The organism is Microvirga antarctica, from assembly GCF_017921815.1.
Taxonomy (GTDB): Bacteria; Pseudomonadota; Alphaproteobacteria; order Rhizobiales; family Beijerinckiaceae; genus Microvirga; species Microvirga antarctica.
Genome location: NZ_JAGEMM010000008.1, coordinates 110,191 through 126,285, shown reverse-complemented (window position 1 = coordinate 126,285; position 16,095 = coordinate 110,191). Strand labels below are relative to the sequence as shown.

At 65.8% G+C, this 16,095-nt stretch carries 14 protein-coding genes; 4 read left to right on the top strand and 10 right to left on the bottom strand.

The genetic code is table 11. From position 1 onward, the window contains the following. Positions 1-27: 27 nt before the first annotated feature. From smc to J4G32_RS19585, 3 genes are all read right to left on the bottom strand, one after another. Entirely contained in the window at positions 28-3,486 is a 3,459-nt protein-coding gene (gene smc / locus J4G32_RS19595) for a chromosome segregation protein SMC (protein ID WP_210497247.1), read from the bottom strand. A 45-nt stretch (positions 3,487-3,531) separates the two neighbouring features. Beyond that, positions 3,532-4,170, bottom strand: coding sequence for a DsbA family protein (locus tag J4G32_RS19590; RefSeq protein WP_210497246.1), 639 nt, complete (start codon positions 4,168-4,170; stop codon positions 3,532-3,534). A 74-nt stretch (positions 4,171-4,244) separates the two neighbouring features. Next, a complete protein-coding gene (locus tag J4G32_RS19585) occupies positions 4,245-4,757 on the bottom strand; it encodes a DUF721 domain-containing protein (RefSeq protein ID WP_210497245.1) in 513 nt (170 codons plus the stop codon). 57 nt (positions 4,758-4,814) lie between these two features. On the opposite strand from J4G32_RS19585, the gene mutY reads away from it, so the two are divergent. Continuing rightward, positions 4,815-5,936, top strand: coding sequence for an A/G-specific adenine glycosylase (mutY, locus tag J4G32_RS19580; RefSeq protein ID WP_210497244.1), 1,122 nt, complete (start codon positions 4,815-4,817; stop codon positions 5,934-5,936). Positions 5,937-5,944: 8 nt separating this feature from the next. Here mutY and J4G32_RS19575 read toward each other — a convergent pair whose 3' ends face one another. From J4G32_RS19575 to J4G32_RS19565, 3 genes are all read right to left on the bottom strand, one after another. Further along, complete coding sequence (locus tag J4G32_RS19575) at positions 5,945-6,865, bottom strand: LysR family transcriptional regulator (RefSeq protein ID WP_210497243.1); 921 nt, start codon at positions 6,863-6,865, stop codon at positions 5,945-5,947. A 177-nt stretch (positions 6,866-7,042) separates the two neighbouring features. Next, positions 7,043-8,290, bottom strand: a complete 1,248-nt coding sequence (locus tag J4G32_RS19570) for a site-specific DNA-methyltransferase (RefSeq protein ID WP_246505341.1) — start codon at positions 8,288-8,290, stop codon at positions 7,043-7,045. A gap of 159 nt (positions 8,291-8,449) precedes the next feature. Beyond that, the gene (locus J4G32_RS19565; protein ID WP_246505340.1) at positions 8,450-9,055 is read right to left on the bottom strand and encodes a ribonuclease HII; all 606 of its coding nucleotides are present in this window, start codon (positions 9,053-9,055) and stop codon (positions 8,450-8,452) included. 293 nt (positions 9,056-9,348) lie between these two features. Between J4G32_RS19565 and J4G32_RS19560 the strand changes: the two genes are divergently transcribed. After that, positions 9,349-9,804, top strand: a complete 456-nt coding sequence (locus tag J4G32_RS19560) for a hypothetical protein (RefSeq protein ID WP_210497241.1) — start codon at positions 9,349-9,351, stop codon at positions 9,802-9,804. A 53-nt stretch (positions 9,805-9,857) separates the two neighbouring features. Here the strand turns inward: J4G32_RS19560 and J4G32_RS19555 are convergent, their stop codons facing one another. Further along, the gene (locus tag J4G32_RS19555) at positions 9,858-11,039 is read right to left on the bottom strand and encodes a PA0069 family radical SAM protein (protein ID WP_210497240.1); all 1,182 of its coding nucleotides are present in this window, start codon (positions 11,037-11,039) and stop codon (positions 9,858-9,860) included. 113 nt (positions 11,040-11,152) lie between these two features. Here J4G32_RS19555 and J4G32_RS19550 point away from each other — a divergent pair, with 113 nt between their 5' ends. Beyond that, the gene (locus J4G32_RS19550) at positions 11,153-11,653 is read left to right on the top strand and encodes a glycosyltransferase family 2 protein (RefSeq protein ID WP_210497239.1); all 501 of its coding nucleotides are present in this window, start codon (positions 11,153-11,155) and stop codon (positions 11,651-11,653) included. Positions 11,654-11,668: 15 nt separating this feature from the next. Here the strand turns inward: J4G32_RS19550 and moaB are convergent, their stop codons facing one another. From moaB to J4G32_RS19535, 3 genes are all read right to left on the bottom strand, one after another. Further along, positions 11,669-12,211, bottom strand: a complete 543-nt coding sequence (gene moaB / locus J4G32_RS19545) for a molybdenum cofactor biosynthesis protein B (RefSeq protein WP_210497238.1) — start codon at positions 12,209-12,211, stop codon at positions 11,669-11,671. Between the two features lie 61 nt (positions 12,212-12,272). Beyond that, positions 12,273-13,151, bottom strand: a complete 879-nt coding sequence (ypfJ, locus tag J4G32_RS19540) for a KPN_02809 family neutral zinc metallopeptidase (protein ID WP_210497237.1) — start codon at positions 13,149-13,151, stop codon at positions 12,273-12,275. Between the two features lie 89 nt (positions 13,152-13,240). Beyond that, entirely contained in the window at positions 13,241-14,086 is an 846-nt protein-coding gene (locus tag J4G32_RS19535; RefSeq protein WP_210497236.1) for a uracil-DNA glycosylase, read from the bottom strand. Positions 14,087-14,280: 194 nt separating this feature from the next. Here J4G32_RS19535 and J4G32_RS19530 point away from each other — a divergent pair, with 194 nt between their 5' ends. Beyond that, positions 14,281-15,942, top strand: coding sequence for an electron transfer flavoprotein-ubiquinone oxidoreductase (locus tag J4G32_RS19530; RefSeq protein ID WP_210497235.1), 1,662 nt, complete (start codon positions 14,281-14,283; stop codon positions 15,940-15,942). Positions 15,943-16,095 lie beyond the last annotated feature (153 nt).

The window sequence follows — 16,095 nt, the reverse complement described above, 5'->3', positions numbered from 1 at the left end:
AGGCCGAACTGTGACGCGCTGAAAGCCTTACGCCGTTTCGAGAATGCGCTCCGCGCTCTGCAGATCGACGGAGACCAGTTGTGACACGCCGCGCTCGGCCATCGTCACGCCGAACAGCCGATCCATCCGCGCCATGGTGATGGGGTTGTGGGTGATGACGACGAAGCGCGTATCGGTCTGGCGCGCCATGCTGTCGAGAAGATCGCAATAGCGTTCCACGTTCGCGTCGTCGAGGGGCGCGTCGACCTCGTCGAGGACGCAGATGGGCGAGGGATTGGTGAGGAACACCGCGAAGATCAGGGCAGTGGCGGTGAGCGCCTGTTCGCCGCCAGACAGCAGGGTCATGCTCTGGGGCTTCTTGCCGGGTGGCCGTGCGAGGATGTCGAGCCCGGCCTCGAGCGGGTCGTCCGAATCGACCAGCGTCAGCTCGGCCGTGCCGCCGCCGAACAGGGTCGTGAACAGCTCCTTGAAATGCGCATTGACCACGTCGAAGGCGGCCAGCAGGCGCTCGCGGCCTTCGCGGTTGAGGCTGCCGATCGCCTGCCGCAGGCGCTTGATGGCCTCGACCAGATCGTCGCGCTCGGTGGCGATGCTGGTGTGCTTGCCTTCGAGATCGGTCAGTTCCTCATCGGCCCGCAGGTTCACCGCCCCAAGACGCTCGCGGTCGCTTTTCAGTCCGTGCAGCTTTGATTCGATCTCCCCTTGAGACGGCAGGGCCACCCCCTCCTGCAGCCCCGCGAGTTCGATCAGGCCTGCGGGCGTCGTCTCAAGGGTTTCGGCGATGCTGTGGGTGATGTCGGTGAGTCGCGCGGTGGCAGCCTCAAGGCGCGCCTGCGAGCCGGCACGCGCCTCGCGGGCGGCGGCTAGCGCTTCCAGTGCGGCGCGGGCGGTGCGGTCAGTTTCGGCGAGGTTGGTCTCTGCATCGGCAAGGCGATCGGCGGCCTCCTTGCGTCGGGCCTCCGCCTCCTCGATCTCGGACATGAGGGCGCGGCGACGCATCAGGTAGGTGTCCGGCGCTTCGAGCAGGCGCTCGTGTTCCTCCTGGGCCCGCTCGACGCGCTCGCCCAGATCCTCCAGCGCGCGGGCAGCGCGGGCGGCCCGCTCGCTCCACAGGCGGGTATCGGCTGCAATCGCATCCTGCCGCCTTCGACGCAGATCGGCTTCGTGAACGAGGGATTGGAGTGCGGCGCGGGCTTCCGAGGCTGCGGCCCGCCGTTCGGCCACGCGGGTGCGCTCCTCGAGAAGCCGGCTTTCGAGATCGGGCGCCGGCGCCAGATCCTCCATGGCGGCCTCGGCCTCGTGAACGCGCGCGACCGCTTCGCTTTCGCTCGCCGACAGGCGGGCAAGCCCCTCCTGAAGCGCGGAGCGGCGCTGGCCCAATTCGGCCTCGCGCCGTTCCGCCTGGGCAAGGCGTTGACGGGCGCCGTCGATGGCCTGACGGGACTGGCGGGCCATCTCGATGGCCTGCATTTCCAGGCCGGCCGCCCGTTTGACGGCGGCAAGGGCCTCCTCGGCCTCGGCGCGCAGATGATCGGCCGATTCGCGCGCTTCCGCCGCGTCCCGCTCCAGGTCTCCGAGGCGGTTTTTCTCGGCCAGCCGCCGCGCGGCGGCGGACGGCGCCTCGGCGGCCGTGGTCAACCCATCCCAGCGCCACAGGTCGCCCTCGCGGGAGACCAGGCGTTGGCCCGGTTTCAACAGCGCCCGCAGGCGAAGGCCGTCCGCCCGCGAGACGATGCCGACCTGCCGCAGACGGCGCTGAAGGGCGCTGGGGGCGCTGGCGACGGTGGCAAGCGGGGCTGCCCCCTCGGGCAGGGCGGGATCGTCCTCACCGGTGCCCGTATCGGCCCAGTGGGCCGGCGCGGACGGATTGGTGGACGCGTCGAGATCGTCCCCGAGGGCAGCGCCCAGCGCGGTCTCGTAGCCTTTCTGAACGGTGATCTGGTCGAGGGCGGGCGGCCAGAGATCGTCGGTCGCCGAGGTGAAGAGCTTGGCGAGGGTCCGCGCCTCGGTTTCCAGTTGCTGCGCCTTGCGTTCGGCTTCGTTCAGCGGGTGGCGCAGGCGGTTTTCAGCCTCGCGGGCGGCAGCCAGATCCTCGCGGGCCGCCACGACGGTCGCCTCCGCCTCCTGCACGGCGTCCTCGGCCATGGCCATGTCTTCCCGCAGGAGATCGATCGGCGGACCGTCCTCGGATGAGGCGGACAGGGCTGCGATGTCGCGCTCGACCCGCTCCTTTTCGGAGGTGAACCGCGCGGCCCGCTCCCTCTCGTCGCGAATCGCCCGTTCGAGGGCGGCGCGGCGTGCGTTGAGATCGGACGTCTGCGCCTGAAGGGCGGACAGGGCCGCCTCGGCCTCGGCGAGGTCGGCCTCGACGATCCGCAGGCGCTCCTGGCTCTCGGCGCGGGCATCATCGGCCCCGTCGGTGGACAGCGCGATCTCGGCTGACTCGTCCTGCAGCCGCTCGATCGTGGTCTGGGCATCGGTCCGCTGGGCGGTTTCCCTCGCAAGATCGCGCTGGAGGTCGCCCAGATGCCGTTCGAGTTCCGTCACGCGCTCTTTCGCGCGGCGTTCCTCGGAATCGAGCTCGTTGCGGGCGTGGGTGAGGCGCTGGACGGCGGCTGCCGCCTTCACTTCCGCATCGCGCAGCGCCGGCAGGCCGTGGGCCGCGATGGCCTGGGCGGTCGCCGCACGGGCCTGCTCCTCGGTGCGCTCCGCCACTGCCTTGAGGTCGTCGGCGGCCTGGCGCTCGGACGCGGCCGCCTGCTCGCGGGCATCAGCGAATCCGATGGCGAAGAGCAGCGCTTCGAGGCGGCGGATCTCGGCCGAAATCGTCTTGTAACGGGAGGCCTGCCGCCCCTGGCGTTTCAGGCTGTCGACCTGAGTCTCCAGTTCGCGCAGCACATCCTCGACCCGCAGAAGGTTGTCCTCCGCGGCCTTCAGGCGCAGCTCGGCCTCGTGCCGGCGCGCGTGCAGCCCGGCGATGCCGGCCGCGTCCTCGAGAATGCGGCGGCGGGATTGAGGCTTGGCGGAGATGATCTCGCTGATCTGCCCCTGGCGGACGAGCGAGGGCGAGCGCGCGCCGGTCGCCGCGTCCGCAAACAGGATCTGGACGTCTCGGGCGCGCACCTCGCGGCCGTTGACCCGGTAGGTCGAGCCTTCGTCACGCTCGATCTTGCGGGAAATCTCGAGCTGGTCGGAATCGTTGAAGGCGGCGGGGGCCGTGCGCTCCGCATTGTCGATGGTGAGCATCACCTCGGCGGTGTTGCGCGCCGGACGGCCGCCGGAGCCGGAGAAGATCACGTCGTCCATGCCGGAGGCGCGCATGTTCTTGTGGGAGTTCTCTCCCATCACCCAGCGCAAGGCCTCGACGAGGTTCGACTTGCCGCAGCCATTGGGCCCGACGACACCGGTGAGCCCGGTCTCGATCAGGAAGTCCATCGGCTCGACGAAGGTCTTGAACCCCGCAACGCGAAGGCGCGTCAATTTCATCGACGCGCTCCTCGGGCCTGCCCCGCCCAGGCGGGGTGCGGGAGATTACTCTCCCAGCAGAGGCTTGATGACTTTCTCGATCTCATCGATTGACAGGCTTCCGGGGTGACGCTGACCATTGATGAAAAAGGTCGGGGTCGAGTCCACCTTGAACTGTTCGACGCCGCGATTTTTCACAGCGTTCACCGCGTCATAAAGTTTCTGATCCTGCAAGCAGGAGTCGAACTTCTCCTGTGAAAAACCGGCCTGGCGCAGCAGTTGCCGCAGGGCATCGAGGGGCTTGTCGGTGAAGGCCCAGTTCTTCTGCTGCTCGAAGAGAAGGTCGGTGATCGGGTAATATTTGGCCTCGCCATCGCAGCGCGCCAGCATGAATCCGGCCGTCGCCAGCGGGTCGAGGGGGAATTCCCGCAGGATGAACCGGATCTTGCCGGTATCGATATAGCGCTTCTTCAGCTCCGGATAGGTGGTGTTGTGGAAGCTGGCGCAATGGGAACACGTCATGGAGGCGTATTCGATGATGGTCACCTTGGCGTCAGCCGGACCCTGGGCGATGTCGCCCATGGGCCCGGGGACGGCGAGGTCCGAGACCGCGACGTTCTGGGCGAAAGCAGGCAGGCTCGTCAGCACGAAGGCTGTGGCAGCGGCGGTTCCGAGAAGCTGAAGCGTTTGGCGCCGGGTGATCATCGGGGAAAGTGCTCCTGAGGAAAATTGCGTCTTGCGGTAGAGTGAGATCGGATGTGTGGCAAGCGCCCCCTGCGTCACGCTTTCGTGCGTGGCGGGGCATCGCCCACAATTGCGACGCCGAGCCGGTCGAGGGCCGAGCGCAGACCGTCCTCGGCGATCGGCCGCGTGGCGGCGGCAATCCGGGCCCGGTCGTCGTCGCTGAGGCTGGGGGGACGGCGCTTGATCTTTTCGGTGCGCTGCACGGGTCCCTGTTTCAGGATCAGGCGGCCGATGCAGCGCCAGCCGTAATGGGTGTTCACGCGCTCGATGACGATGGGGGCCAGATGCTGCATCTCGAGCGCGAAGGCGCTCTCCGTGCGCACCACCAGGGTGGCGGGGTCCGCCTTCGCGTCCGGGTCGGCATGCGGGCCTTTCCGTTTCCACTCGATCTTGAGCGGCTGGGTGAAGGCCGCGAGGCGCTCGCCGACGATCTCCGGCCAGGCAACGATGATGTCCGATGTGGCAAAGCCCTGCCTGGCCAGACTTGGGCCAAGACACAGATCAAGAAAATCGGCGAGGGGCTTTGCCCTCGGCCTTGGCTTACGCATGGTCATTTGATCCAAAGCAGCGTTGGATTATTCGGTCAGGATCGCTATCCACAACCCATGCTAACGCCCGCGCCGCGCGCCACCAAGCCCCAAGCCAGACCAGCGGCTGCCGATCTGCTGACCTGGTACGACCGGCACCGTCGAAGCCTGCCCTGGCGGGCCGAGCCCGGCGAGATCGCCGCCCCCTATCGGGTCTGGCTGTCCGAAATCATGCTGCAGCAGACCACGGTCATGGCGGTCAAACCGTTCTATCTCCGGTTTCTCGACCGCTTTCCCACGGTTGCGGATCTCGCGGCGGCGCCTGTCGACGCGGTCATGCAGGCCTGGGCAGGCCTGGGCTATTACTCGCGTGCCCGCAACCTTCACGCCTGCGCCATCGCCGTCATGGAACGGCACGGGGGCCGGTTTCCCGCAACCGAGGCGGAGCTGCTGACCCTGCCGGGGATCGGGGCTTATACGGCTGCCGCGGTCGCGTCCATCGCGTTCAACCAGCGGGCGGCAGCGGTCGACGGCAATGTGGAGCGGGTCATGTCCCGCCTGTTTGCGATCGAAGAAGCTCTGCCCAAGTCCAAGCCACTGATTCGCGCGTTGACGCTTGAACTGGTGCCGGATGACCGTCCGGGCGATTTCGCCCAGGCGGTGATGGATCTGGGCGCCACGATCTGCACGCCGAAACGGCCCGCCTGCGCGCTCTGCCCGTGGATGGTCCCCTGCGAGGCAAGGGCTGCCGGCACACAGGAGCTCTATCCGAAGAAACTCAAGAAGGTCAGCGGCGACCTGCGGCGCGGCGCGGCCTTCGTGGTGCTGCGGGCCGATGACGGGATCCTGCTGCGCACACGGCCGCCGCAGGGATTGCTGGGCGGCATGGTCGAGACGCCGACCAGCGCCTGGGAGCCATCCTACGAGCCCGCCCACGCCATGCTGGACGCCCCCATGGAAGCGCGCTGGCAGCGCCTGCCCGGCATCGTCCGTCACGTCTTCACCCATTTCCCGCTCGAACTGACGGTGTTTCTGGCAAAAGTCCCCAAGGGCACGCCGGCGCCGGCCGACCTGCGCTGGACCCTGCGGCGCGATCTTCACGAGGAGGCGCTGCCCGGCGTCATGAAGAAGGTGCTGGCGCATGCGCTCGGCTCCGGCGCCGCGCCTGTGAAAACGCCGAAAGCCAAGGACGAACGCTGACGGTTCGATCAGGAAGCCGGGCCCCGATCACGTGGCGCGAGACCCGCGAGAAGATCCCGCCGCGTCTTGAAGAGGGCCACGATGGCCTGCGCGACGGTCTTGACGTTGGGAAGGTCGCGGCTGCGGCGGTGCATCACGAGGGAGGCGTCCTCGATCATGTCGTCCGGGGGCGGCAGGACGCGCACGAGGTCCGGATCGGTGTCGCCGAGCCAGCAGGGCAGGACGGCTGCTCCCAGCCCTGATTTTGCCGCCTGGTGGCGGATCGGCATGTCGCCGATGCGGGCAGCAATTGGGCGTCCGGCGGCAAAGCGCGCGATCAGCGCCGCCTGCTGCGAAAGAAGCGGGTCTTCCGGCGGAACGATGACGGCTGCCACGTCCGGCGAGCGGGCATAGACCGCAAAGGCGATGCGGCCGATCCGGCGGGCCACGAGGCTGTCGCTGTCCGGCAGGCTTCGCATGCGAAGCGCGATGTCGGCCTCGCCCGTGGCGAGATCGAGCCTCCGGCGGGTCGGCAGATACGCAAGCGCGATCGGCCCGATGGCTGCTGCAATTTCTGCCGCATGATGGGACAGGAACAGCGTCAGCGACATGGTGGCGGTGATGCGCACGGGGGCCGACGAATCGCCCCGATAGGCGGCGGCGAGCCGCGGCACCGCGCCGGCGGCTTCCGCCATGGGAGACGCTGCCTCGAGCACGGCGCGGCCCGCCTGCGTAAGCGCCAGATGGTTCGGGCCGCGCTCGAACAGGGCGACGCCGAGGACGTCCTCCAGCACCCGGATCCGGCGCGCGATGGTGGGTTGGCTTTGGCCGAGCGCCCGCCCGGCCCCGTTCATCGATCCATGAGCCACCACGCCCAGGAAGATCCGCAGATCGTCCCAGGCCGGTTGCGCGGCGTCTGTGCGGGAGGGGCCGACAGGAGGAGGAGCCATGAGACGATGCTAAAGGTCTGTGGACGATCTGGCATGAGGAACCATTGCATGTGAGGCCATAGTGGCGGCCCACACCATCCCCCGGTCGCGTTCGGGCGGCAGCCCGTCAGTTTAGGACAGGCGATCTTCAAATCTGGAGAGGTCCTGCCGGGGGCGATCCACCGGCAGGGAAGGGCTCTACGAGCCGAGCGTGGACCTGACGGTTGCGCGGAAATCGTCGATGCAGACGAGTTTGTCGCCCCGCTCCACATGCCAGAACGTCCAGCCGTTGCAGGCGGGCAGACCCTGGGTCAGGGCGCCGATCTTGTGGATCGAGCCGATGATCGGACCGAGCGTCAGGGTGCCGTCGGCCCGCACGATCGCCTCGAACCGGCGGCGCTCGTCGACCAGCTTTTCGCCGGGCAGCACATGTCCGCCCTCCACGAGCGCGAGGAATGGCACACGGGTTTCACCGCGTTTTTCCGGCGCTGCGGCAATCGAGACGCCGGACAGCGCCGACACCCCGTCGATCCGCGCTCGCGCTGCGGCCGCATAGGCCGGATCGCGCTCGAGGCCGATGAAGTTGCGTCCCAGCTTCTTGGCGACCGCGCCCGTGGTCCCGGTGCCGAAGAACGGATCGAGGATCACATCGCCGGGATTGGACGAGGAGAGCAGGACGCGCGCCAGCAGCGCTTCGGGCTTCTGGGTCGGATGCACCTTGCGGCCATCCTCGCCCTTCAGCCGTTCGTCGCCGGTGCAGAGCGGGATGAACCAGTCGGAGCGCATCTGCACGTCCTCATTAGCGGCCTTCATGGCGTCGTAATGGAACGTGTAATTCTTCGCATCGGCGCTTTTCGAGGCCCAGATCATGGTCTCGTGCGCATTGGTGAAGCGACGGCCGCGGAAATTCGGCATCGGATTGGCCTTGCGCCAGACGATGTCGTTGAGCAGCCAGAAATCGAGATCCTGCAGGGTCGCGCCGACCCGGAAGATGTTGTGGTAGGAGCCGATCACCCACAGGGTCGCGTTCTTTTTCATGACGCGCCGCACGCCCTGCAACCAGGCGCGGGTGAAGGTGTCGTAGGTGGAAAAACTCGCGAACTTGTCCCAGTCATCGTCGACCGCGTCGACGAGGCTCTGGTCGGGGCGCGTCAGCGCCTGCTCGAGCTGAAGATTGTAGGGCGGGTCGGCGAAGACCACGTCCACGCTCTCCGGCGGAAGGCTCGCCAATGAGGCGATGCAATCCCCGAGGAGGATCTGGTTGAGGGGAAGAACCGCATCGACATCAGGTACGCTTGTAAGGGCGGGACCTTTTTTCGACGAAGAACGCGGCAAGGCGGACGAAGGGGCTTTGAGCCCCGTCCGAGGCGCCGACGCAAGCCGCCCGGTACGCGAGACAACAATCCGGGAGGCGGCGCCGGCGGCCCCGGTACGCGAGGTACCCATGGGTGATCACCGTTTACGCAACTGACAATCCGGATCATGGACCGTTAGGGTAAAGACGAAGTTTCCAAGCCACCAAAAAGACATGAAATGTGAGGTCGGCAAACTTTGCCTACTCATTGATATTATTGAGTTTTTGAGGTTAACGCGCGTTAAGTTTGGTTACAGGTCCAGTAACCCTTGGCGCAGAGGCGAAAACGTCATGCGGTGGAACGGGCATGGGCCGTCGCTGGCGAGCGCCGACAGGTGGGTCCGCGTGCCGTAACCGGCATTGGTGGCGAACCCGTAGACCGGATAGATCGCGCCCAGCCGCACCATCAGGCGGTCGCGCACGACCTTGGCGACGATGGACGCCGCCGCAATCGAGGCGATCTTGGCATCGCCTTTGATGATCGCCTCCACATGGCAGGGCAGATCGGGCGGATCGTTGCCGTCCACCAGCGCCATGTCGGGAGTGCACGGCAGCGCGGCGAGCGCCCGGCACATGGCCCTGAGCGAGGCCTGGCGAATGTTGATGCTGTCAACATCCGCATGGGCGATCGAGGCGATTCCCACATGGGCGCTGGCGAGGATCTCCGCGAACAGAGCTTCGCGCTTCTCGCCGCTAAGCACTTTCGAATCGGCAAGGCCCTTCGGCACATTCTTGAGGTCGAGCACCACTGCGGCCGACACGACGGGCCCGGCCAAAGGCCCGCGGCCGACCTCGTCGAGGCCGGCAACGCACGCGTACCCAAGTTTCCGATAATGTCTTTCGCGCTTGAGATTCATGGGCTCGGCATATCTCCGGCTGTTCTTGCAATCGCACCGCATCCGTTGCAAGTTTGTAACGCATTGACGGAGATAGCCATGTCTTGGCTCAAATGGCGGTCAAATCACCGGTCTGAAGCAAGAAGCTTGATTCGCCCTGACGAGGCAAGTGGGCAACTGGCGGGCAAGTCGGACGCCATCGTCACGCGTCGCGACTACCCGGGACGCGTCACCAGCCGGACCATCCGGAATGATGTCTACCAGGACGCGCTACGGGCAGCGGAATCGACTTTGCGGAATGCAGTTCGCAGAAAATGAGTGCAGCGGAAGCGCCGTATAATACGGTCTACGAAAAACTGGTGACCCGAGACGACGATCTCGTCGGGCTCATTTCATATGCGCTCTACAAACAGAGAAAACGCTCGTGGATGATGGATTTCAGGAGCCAGAAGAAGCGGGTTCCCAATCACGACGAGGGCAGCAGCTACCTCATCGGCGAGACCACGGGCTCTCGGCTCAACGATTATCGCCAGCAGGCTGAAGCGATCCTTGGATCGTATGCAGATCAGATCATCACAAGCGCCACCCCTGATATCCAGAAATCAGCGATCGCCGGAAAGATCGAACAATCCCTGCGGTGGTATCAACAAATTCCTGGCGGCGTGGTCGCGGCTTTTTCCTACAGCGTGTTTTTGATCTGCCTGGTCTTTGTTCTCAAATTTGTCGGGATCGACATCCTCAGCGTCCTGAACGCGGCGAGTGGGCGCTAAAGCCGAGCACGTTTCTCGGCGCGCGTTGAAGATCGATCTTGCTTCAGAATCCTCTAGAACAGCGACAACTGGCCCGTGTCCTTGGACGGCGGCACGAACAGGTCGGTCCGCAGCTGGACCCGGCGCGTGTTCATGCCGAGCCTTGCGGTCGCGGTCTCGAAGCGGCGTCCGAGCATCCAGGCGAAGGGGCCGACGCCGCTCTGGCGGACGCCCCAGCCGGCATCATAATCCTTGCCGCCGCGCGCTTCCTGCAGCAGCGAGAAGACGTGATTGAGCTTGTCGGGGTAATGCTCGGCCAGCCAGTCGCGCATCAGCTCCTTGAGGTCGTAGGGCAGGCGCAGCAGCACGTAGCCCGCCTCCCGGGCGCCGGCCGCATAGGACGCTTTCAGGATCGCCTCGATCTCGTGGTCGTTGATGGCCGGGATGATCGGCGCCACCAGAACAGTGACCGGAATGCCGGCTTCCGACAATCGACGCACGGTCTCCAGCCGCTTGGCGGGCGAGGCCGCCCGCGGCTCCATCTTGCGGGCGAGCTTGGGATCGAGCGTGGTGATCGAGATCGCCACCTTGGCGAGCTGCCGGTCGGCCATCTGGCTGAGGATGTCGATGTCCCGCGTCACCAGCGCCGATTTGGTGACGATCCCCACCGGGTGGTTGGTCCGGTTGAGAACCTCGAGGATCGACCGGGTGATGCGCAGGCGGCGCTCCAGCGGCTGATAGGGATCGGTGTTCGAGCCCATGGCGATGGTCTTGGGGCTGTAGCCCTTGGCACGCAGTTCCTTTTCGAGGAGATCGGGCGCGCTGGGCTTGGCAAAGATCTTGGTCTCGAAATCGAGACCCGAGGACAGGCCCTGAAACGCATGGGTCGGGCGCGCGAAGCAATAGGAGCAGCCATGCTCGCAGCCGCGATAGGGATTGATCGAGCGGTCGAAGCCGATATCGGGCGAATCGTTGCGCGCAATGATGGTGCGCGGCTTCTCGATGATCACCTCGGTGGTCAGCGGGGGCAATTCGTCCTCGAACGCCCAGCCGTCCTCTAAGGTCTCGCGCTGCGCCGGCTCGAAGCGGCCGGTCGGATTGGTCACCGCGCCCCGTCCCCGTCGCCGCTCGGAATCGATTCGGTGCGCCGGGTCGACGATCCGCCGGCGCGCCGCATCGGCCGCATCGAGGCGGGAAAGGGGACCCGTCGATGCGGACGGGAGAGCGCCGGTGCTTTGCGTGCCGCGAAGGGACATGGACGACCTCCCGATCCAGGAATGAGAACGTTTCAAGAACAGAGAACATAAGTGGAACGAAATCAAGTCTTCTTCGAGGCGACACTGTTCCTAAAAAACGTTATGGTGTGCGCATGATCACTGTTCTCATCCGCGTCACCCATGGACCTGAAGCCCTGGCAGTCACCTTGAGTTCCCTGGTTCCGGCCGTGACTGCCGGCCTCATCGCCGATGCGGTGATTCTTGCGGATCGTGAGGATGAGGGGATCGCGCAGGTGGCGGAGGCGGCCGGTGCGGTCCTGAGGCTCTCGCCGGCAGGGCATTGGGCGGAGGCGGGCCGACTGGCCCGGCACGACTGGCTGTTATGCCTCGATGACGGCGATCTGCCGCAGGAGGGCTGGATCCGCGTCCTCGACCGGTTCGTCGGTTTGAACGCCGATCGACCCGGGCGCGCCCGCTTCAAGCGCAGCCATGGGGTCTTCAGGGACATGGTCCACCGGATCAGGGACAGGTTCGCGCCGCGCGCGATCCGCAGCGGCGATCTCATTCACCGCCGCATCCTCCTCGGCGAGGCAAAATCCGGCCAACCGGTTCGCCTCACGGCCGCGATCGAGCGCGACCCGGCCTTCAGTTGAGGGGTGAGCGCAGGCTCAGCCGCGCTTCAGGTGCTCGTTCAGCCGCGGCATGATCTCGACGAAATTGCACGGGCGATGCCGATAATCGAGCTGGTCGGCCAGGATGCCGTCCCAGGCATCCTTGCAGGCCCCCGGGGAGCCGGGAAGAACGAACACGAAGGTGGTGCCGCACAACCCGGCGGTCGCTCGCGACTGCACGGTCGAGGTACCGATGGTGTCGAAGGACAGGCGGTGAAACACCGCCGAAAACCCGTCCATGCGCTTGTCGAACATCGGCTCCAGCGCTTCCGGCGTCACATCGCGGCCGGTAAAACCCGTGCCGCCCGTGGTGATCACCACGTCGACGGTCGCGCTGTCTACCCACGCCTTGACCGTCTGGCGAATGGCCACGACGTCGTCCGGCACAATCGCCCGGTCGGCGAGCGTGTGACCAGCCGCCAGAAGCCGGTCGGCGAGCGTTGCGCCCGAACGGTCCTCTTCGATGACGCGCGTGTCGGACACGGTGAGCACGGCGATGGAGAGGGGCACGAACGGACGGGTCTGGTCGAGACGGGGCATGGGCTCTCGCGGTGGGGGTGACGGTTTGACTAGGGTCTCATCCGGCCCCGCCGTCAAGGCCTCACAACCTGCTGGCGCGGAACGTGTCGCAGGCCTGGACCGTGCCTTCCTTCAATCCAGTCGTCAGCCAGCGCACGCGCTGGGCCGATGAGCCGTGCGTGAAGGAATCGGGCACCACCTGCCCTTGTGTCTTGCGCTGGAGGCGGTCGTCACCGATGGCCTCGGCCGCGCCGATCGCCTGCTCGATGTCGCCGGGCTCGAGAGACTGCCACTTGGCCTGGGAATGATGGGCCCAGACGCCTGCGAGGCAATCGGCCATCAGCTCCACGCGAACCGAGAGCTGGTTGGCCTCCGCCTGTCCCACCTCTCGCTGCCGGGCCTGAACCTTGGGCAGGATGCCGAGCTGGTTTTCCACGTGGTGACCGACCTCGTGGGCCAGCACATACGCGTAGGCGAAGTCGCCACTCGCGCCGAATTTGCGCTTCATGTCCTCAAAGAACGTCAGGTCGATATAGACCGTCTGGTCGAGCGGGCAGTAGAACGGCCCCATGGCCGATTGGGCATTGCCGCAGCCGGAGCGGGTGCCGTCCGAAAAGAGCACCAGCTTGGGCGGCTTGTAGGCGATGTTGGCCTGTTTCGGCAGCACGTCCTTCCAGACATCCTCGGTATTGCCGAGGATCGCTGCTGCGAACCGGCCGGTCTCATCTGTTGGCGCACCCTGGCGGCCCTGCTGCTGTTGGGGCTGTTCATAGCCGGAATTACCGCCGCCCAGCATCTCGGCGCCGCCGATGAGGATGCGCGGATCGATCCCGAACGCCCAGCCGATCAGGCCGAGGACGATGATGGTGCCGATCCCGAGGCCGCCCGCCCCGCCGCCGGGCATCCGCATCCCACGCCGATCCTCGACATTCGACGACGTCCGAAAATCATCCCAGCGCATGGCTCAAACTCTTCCTCAAAAATGCGACGTTCCGCTGCACACTTAAAGCTGGAGCGTAACGCGGGTTCCCTCGCGATTGAAAGAGGACGTCAGTCGCGCCCGTCGAGGGCCCGTCTCAGGGATTGAAAATCGCGCCAGCCGAGCCGCTTCTGGAGCGGCTGACGCAGGAGATAGGCCGGATGCAGGGTCGGCAGCGCCCGGATCGCCCGGCCATCTTCCGCCGTATAGGTCGACCAGCGTCCGCGCGTGCGCAGGATGCCGTCCTTCAGGTTGAGCAGGTTCTGGGCCGAGGGGCCACCGAGGCAGACCAGAAACTCGGGAGCCGCCAGTGCAATCTGCCGGGTGATGAACGGCATGCAGATCGCGATTTCCTGTGGCGTCGGAGTGCGGTTACCAGGCGGCCGCCAAGGCACGACATTGGCGATATAGACATCGTCGCGTCCAAGCCCGATGGCGGCCAGCATCTTGTCGAGGAGCTGGCCCGCCCGCCCCATGAAAGGCTTGCCGATCCTGTCCTCGTCGGCGCCAGGCGCCTCTCCCACCAGCATCACCCGTCCGGCCGGGTTGCCGTCCGCAAAGGCGAGGTTCTTCGCGCTGAACTTGAGGGCGCAGCCGTCGAAGCGTCCGAAGATGTCTTCCAGTGCCTCGAGCGTTGGCGCAGACGCGGCCTGCTCTCGGGCGAGAAGGACTGCCTCTTCGGGTGCCAGGGCTGGGTTGCCGGGCAGGGGCCTTGGAGATGACGTCGCAGGGGGGGCAGCTTTCTCCACTGGCCGGTTCAAGGCTGGTGGAAGGTTGGTCTCAGCGGCGGGCACCCGCGGCGGAGGCGTCTCAGCGAACCGGTTGTGCGGCGTCTCGTCGAGCGCAAGATCGACCCCGGCCTCGACATGAAAATCGAGGATCGCGTGCAGCGCGTCGCGGTCGAGGGTGCTGTCCATGAAAGCTATGTAGGCCGGTCGCGCGGCGTGGACAACTCGGCATTATTTCACAGGCAAGCCTTGCGTCCGTGCCGGTTTGCGTCAAATGGAACAGTTCAAATCTTTCCGGTGCGGAAGGTTGAGAACAGGCCGTAACTTGTTCATATGTAAACAAATCGCGCGGTCAACCGCGTTCGCCCGCCAGGAGTTCAACGATGGATGTGCCCGCCCGTGAATCGATGGAATTCGACGTCGTCGTCGTCGGCGCCGGTCCAGCCGGTCTCGCGACGGCGATCCGCCTGAAGCAGGTCGCGGCCGAAAAGGGCGCGGAGCTCTCCGTGGTCGTGGTCGAGAAGGGTTCGGAGGTCGGCGCTCACATCCTGTCCGGCGCGGTCGTCGATCCCACCGGCCTTGACGCTCTGTTGCCCGGTTGGCGTGAGGACAGCGACCGTCCCCTGACCACGCAGGTGACCGAGGACCAGTTCCTCTATCTCGGACCCGCGGCCGGCATCCGCCTGCCGAACCTGTTCATGCCCAAGCTCATGAACAATCACGGCAACTTCATCGGCTCGCTCGGTAATGTGGCGCGCTATCTCGGCCGCAAGGCGGAAGAGCTCGGCGTCGAGATCTATCCGGGCTTTCCGGCCTCTGAAGTTCTCGAGGAAGACGGCCGCATCGTCGGCATCGCGACCGGCGACATGGGCATCGGCCGGGACGGGGAGCCCCATGCGGGCTTTACGCGCGGCATGGAATTGCGGGCCAAGTACACGGTGTTCGCGGAAGGCGCGCGGGGCAGCCTGACCAAGCGCCTGGTGAAGCGCTTCTCGCTCGACGAGGGCCGCGATCACCAGAAATACGGTCTCGGCGTCAAGGAAATCTGGCAGGTCGATCCGTCCAAGCACCAGCCGGGACTGGTGCGCCATTCCATGGGCTGGCCGTTGTCAAACGATACCGGCGGCGGCTCGTGGCTCTATCATTTCGACGACAATCTCGTGTCGGTCGGGTTTGTGGTCCACCTCAACTATTCCAACCCGACCCTGTCGCCGTTCGAGGAATTGCAGCGGTTCAAGACCCATCCGATGATCCGCGACGTCTTCGAGGGCGCCAAGCGCATCGGCTACGGCGGCCGGGCCATCGTCGAGGGCGGCTGGCAATCGGTGCCCAAGCTCACCTTCCCGGGCGGTTGCCTGGTTGGCGATTCGGCCGGTTTCGTGAACGTGCCCCGCATCAAGGGGAGCCACAACGCCGTCCTGTCGGGCATGCTGTGCGCCGATCATGTGTTTGCCGCCATCACGGCGGGTCGCCAGCATGACGAGATTGCCGATTATGAGGCCGCCTGGCGCGCCTCGCCCATCGGGCAGGATCTGAAACGCGTCCGCAACGTCAAGCCGCTCTGGTCGCGATTCGGCACTGTAATCGGTGTCGGTCTCGGCGGGCTCGACATGTGGCTCAACCAGCTCTTTGGCTGGTCGCCCTTCGGCACGATGACGCATGGCAAGGCCGATTTCGAGACCTTGAAGCCGGTGGCCGAGGTGGAGAAGATCAAGTATCCGCGCCCCGACGGGGTGCTGACCTTCGACAAGCTGTCCTCGGTGTTCCTGTCCAACACGAATCACGAGGAGGATCAGCCGATTCACCTCAAGGTCGCCGATATGGCGCTGCAGAAGCGGTCGGAACACGACGTCTATGGCGGTCCGTCGCAGTATTATTGCCCGGCGGCTGTCTATGAATGGGTCGAGGAGGGGAGTGATCCCCGCTTCGTGATCAACGCGCAGAACTGCGTCCACTGCAAGACCTGCGACATCAAGGACCCGAACCAGAACATCAACTGGGTGACCCCGGAAGGCGGCGGCGGGCCCAATTACGTCAATATGTAATCGTCAAAACACCCTTTCGGCCTCCGAAAGGGTGTTCCGATGGCGCTTTCCGGCCGTGGCCCGGCGCCGCCCATCACGAGACCTTGACCGGCAGGGCTGTGCCCCTTGCCCCCTTGGCCGGGAAACGCCATTCTCCGGCCTGATTTGGCGCAC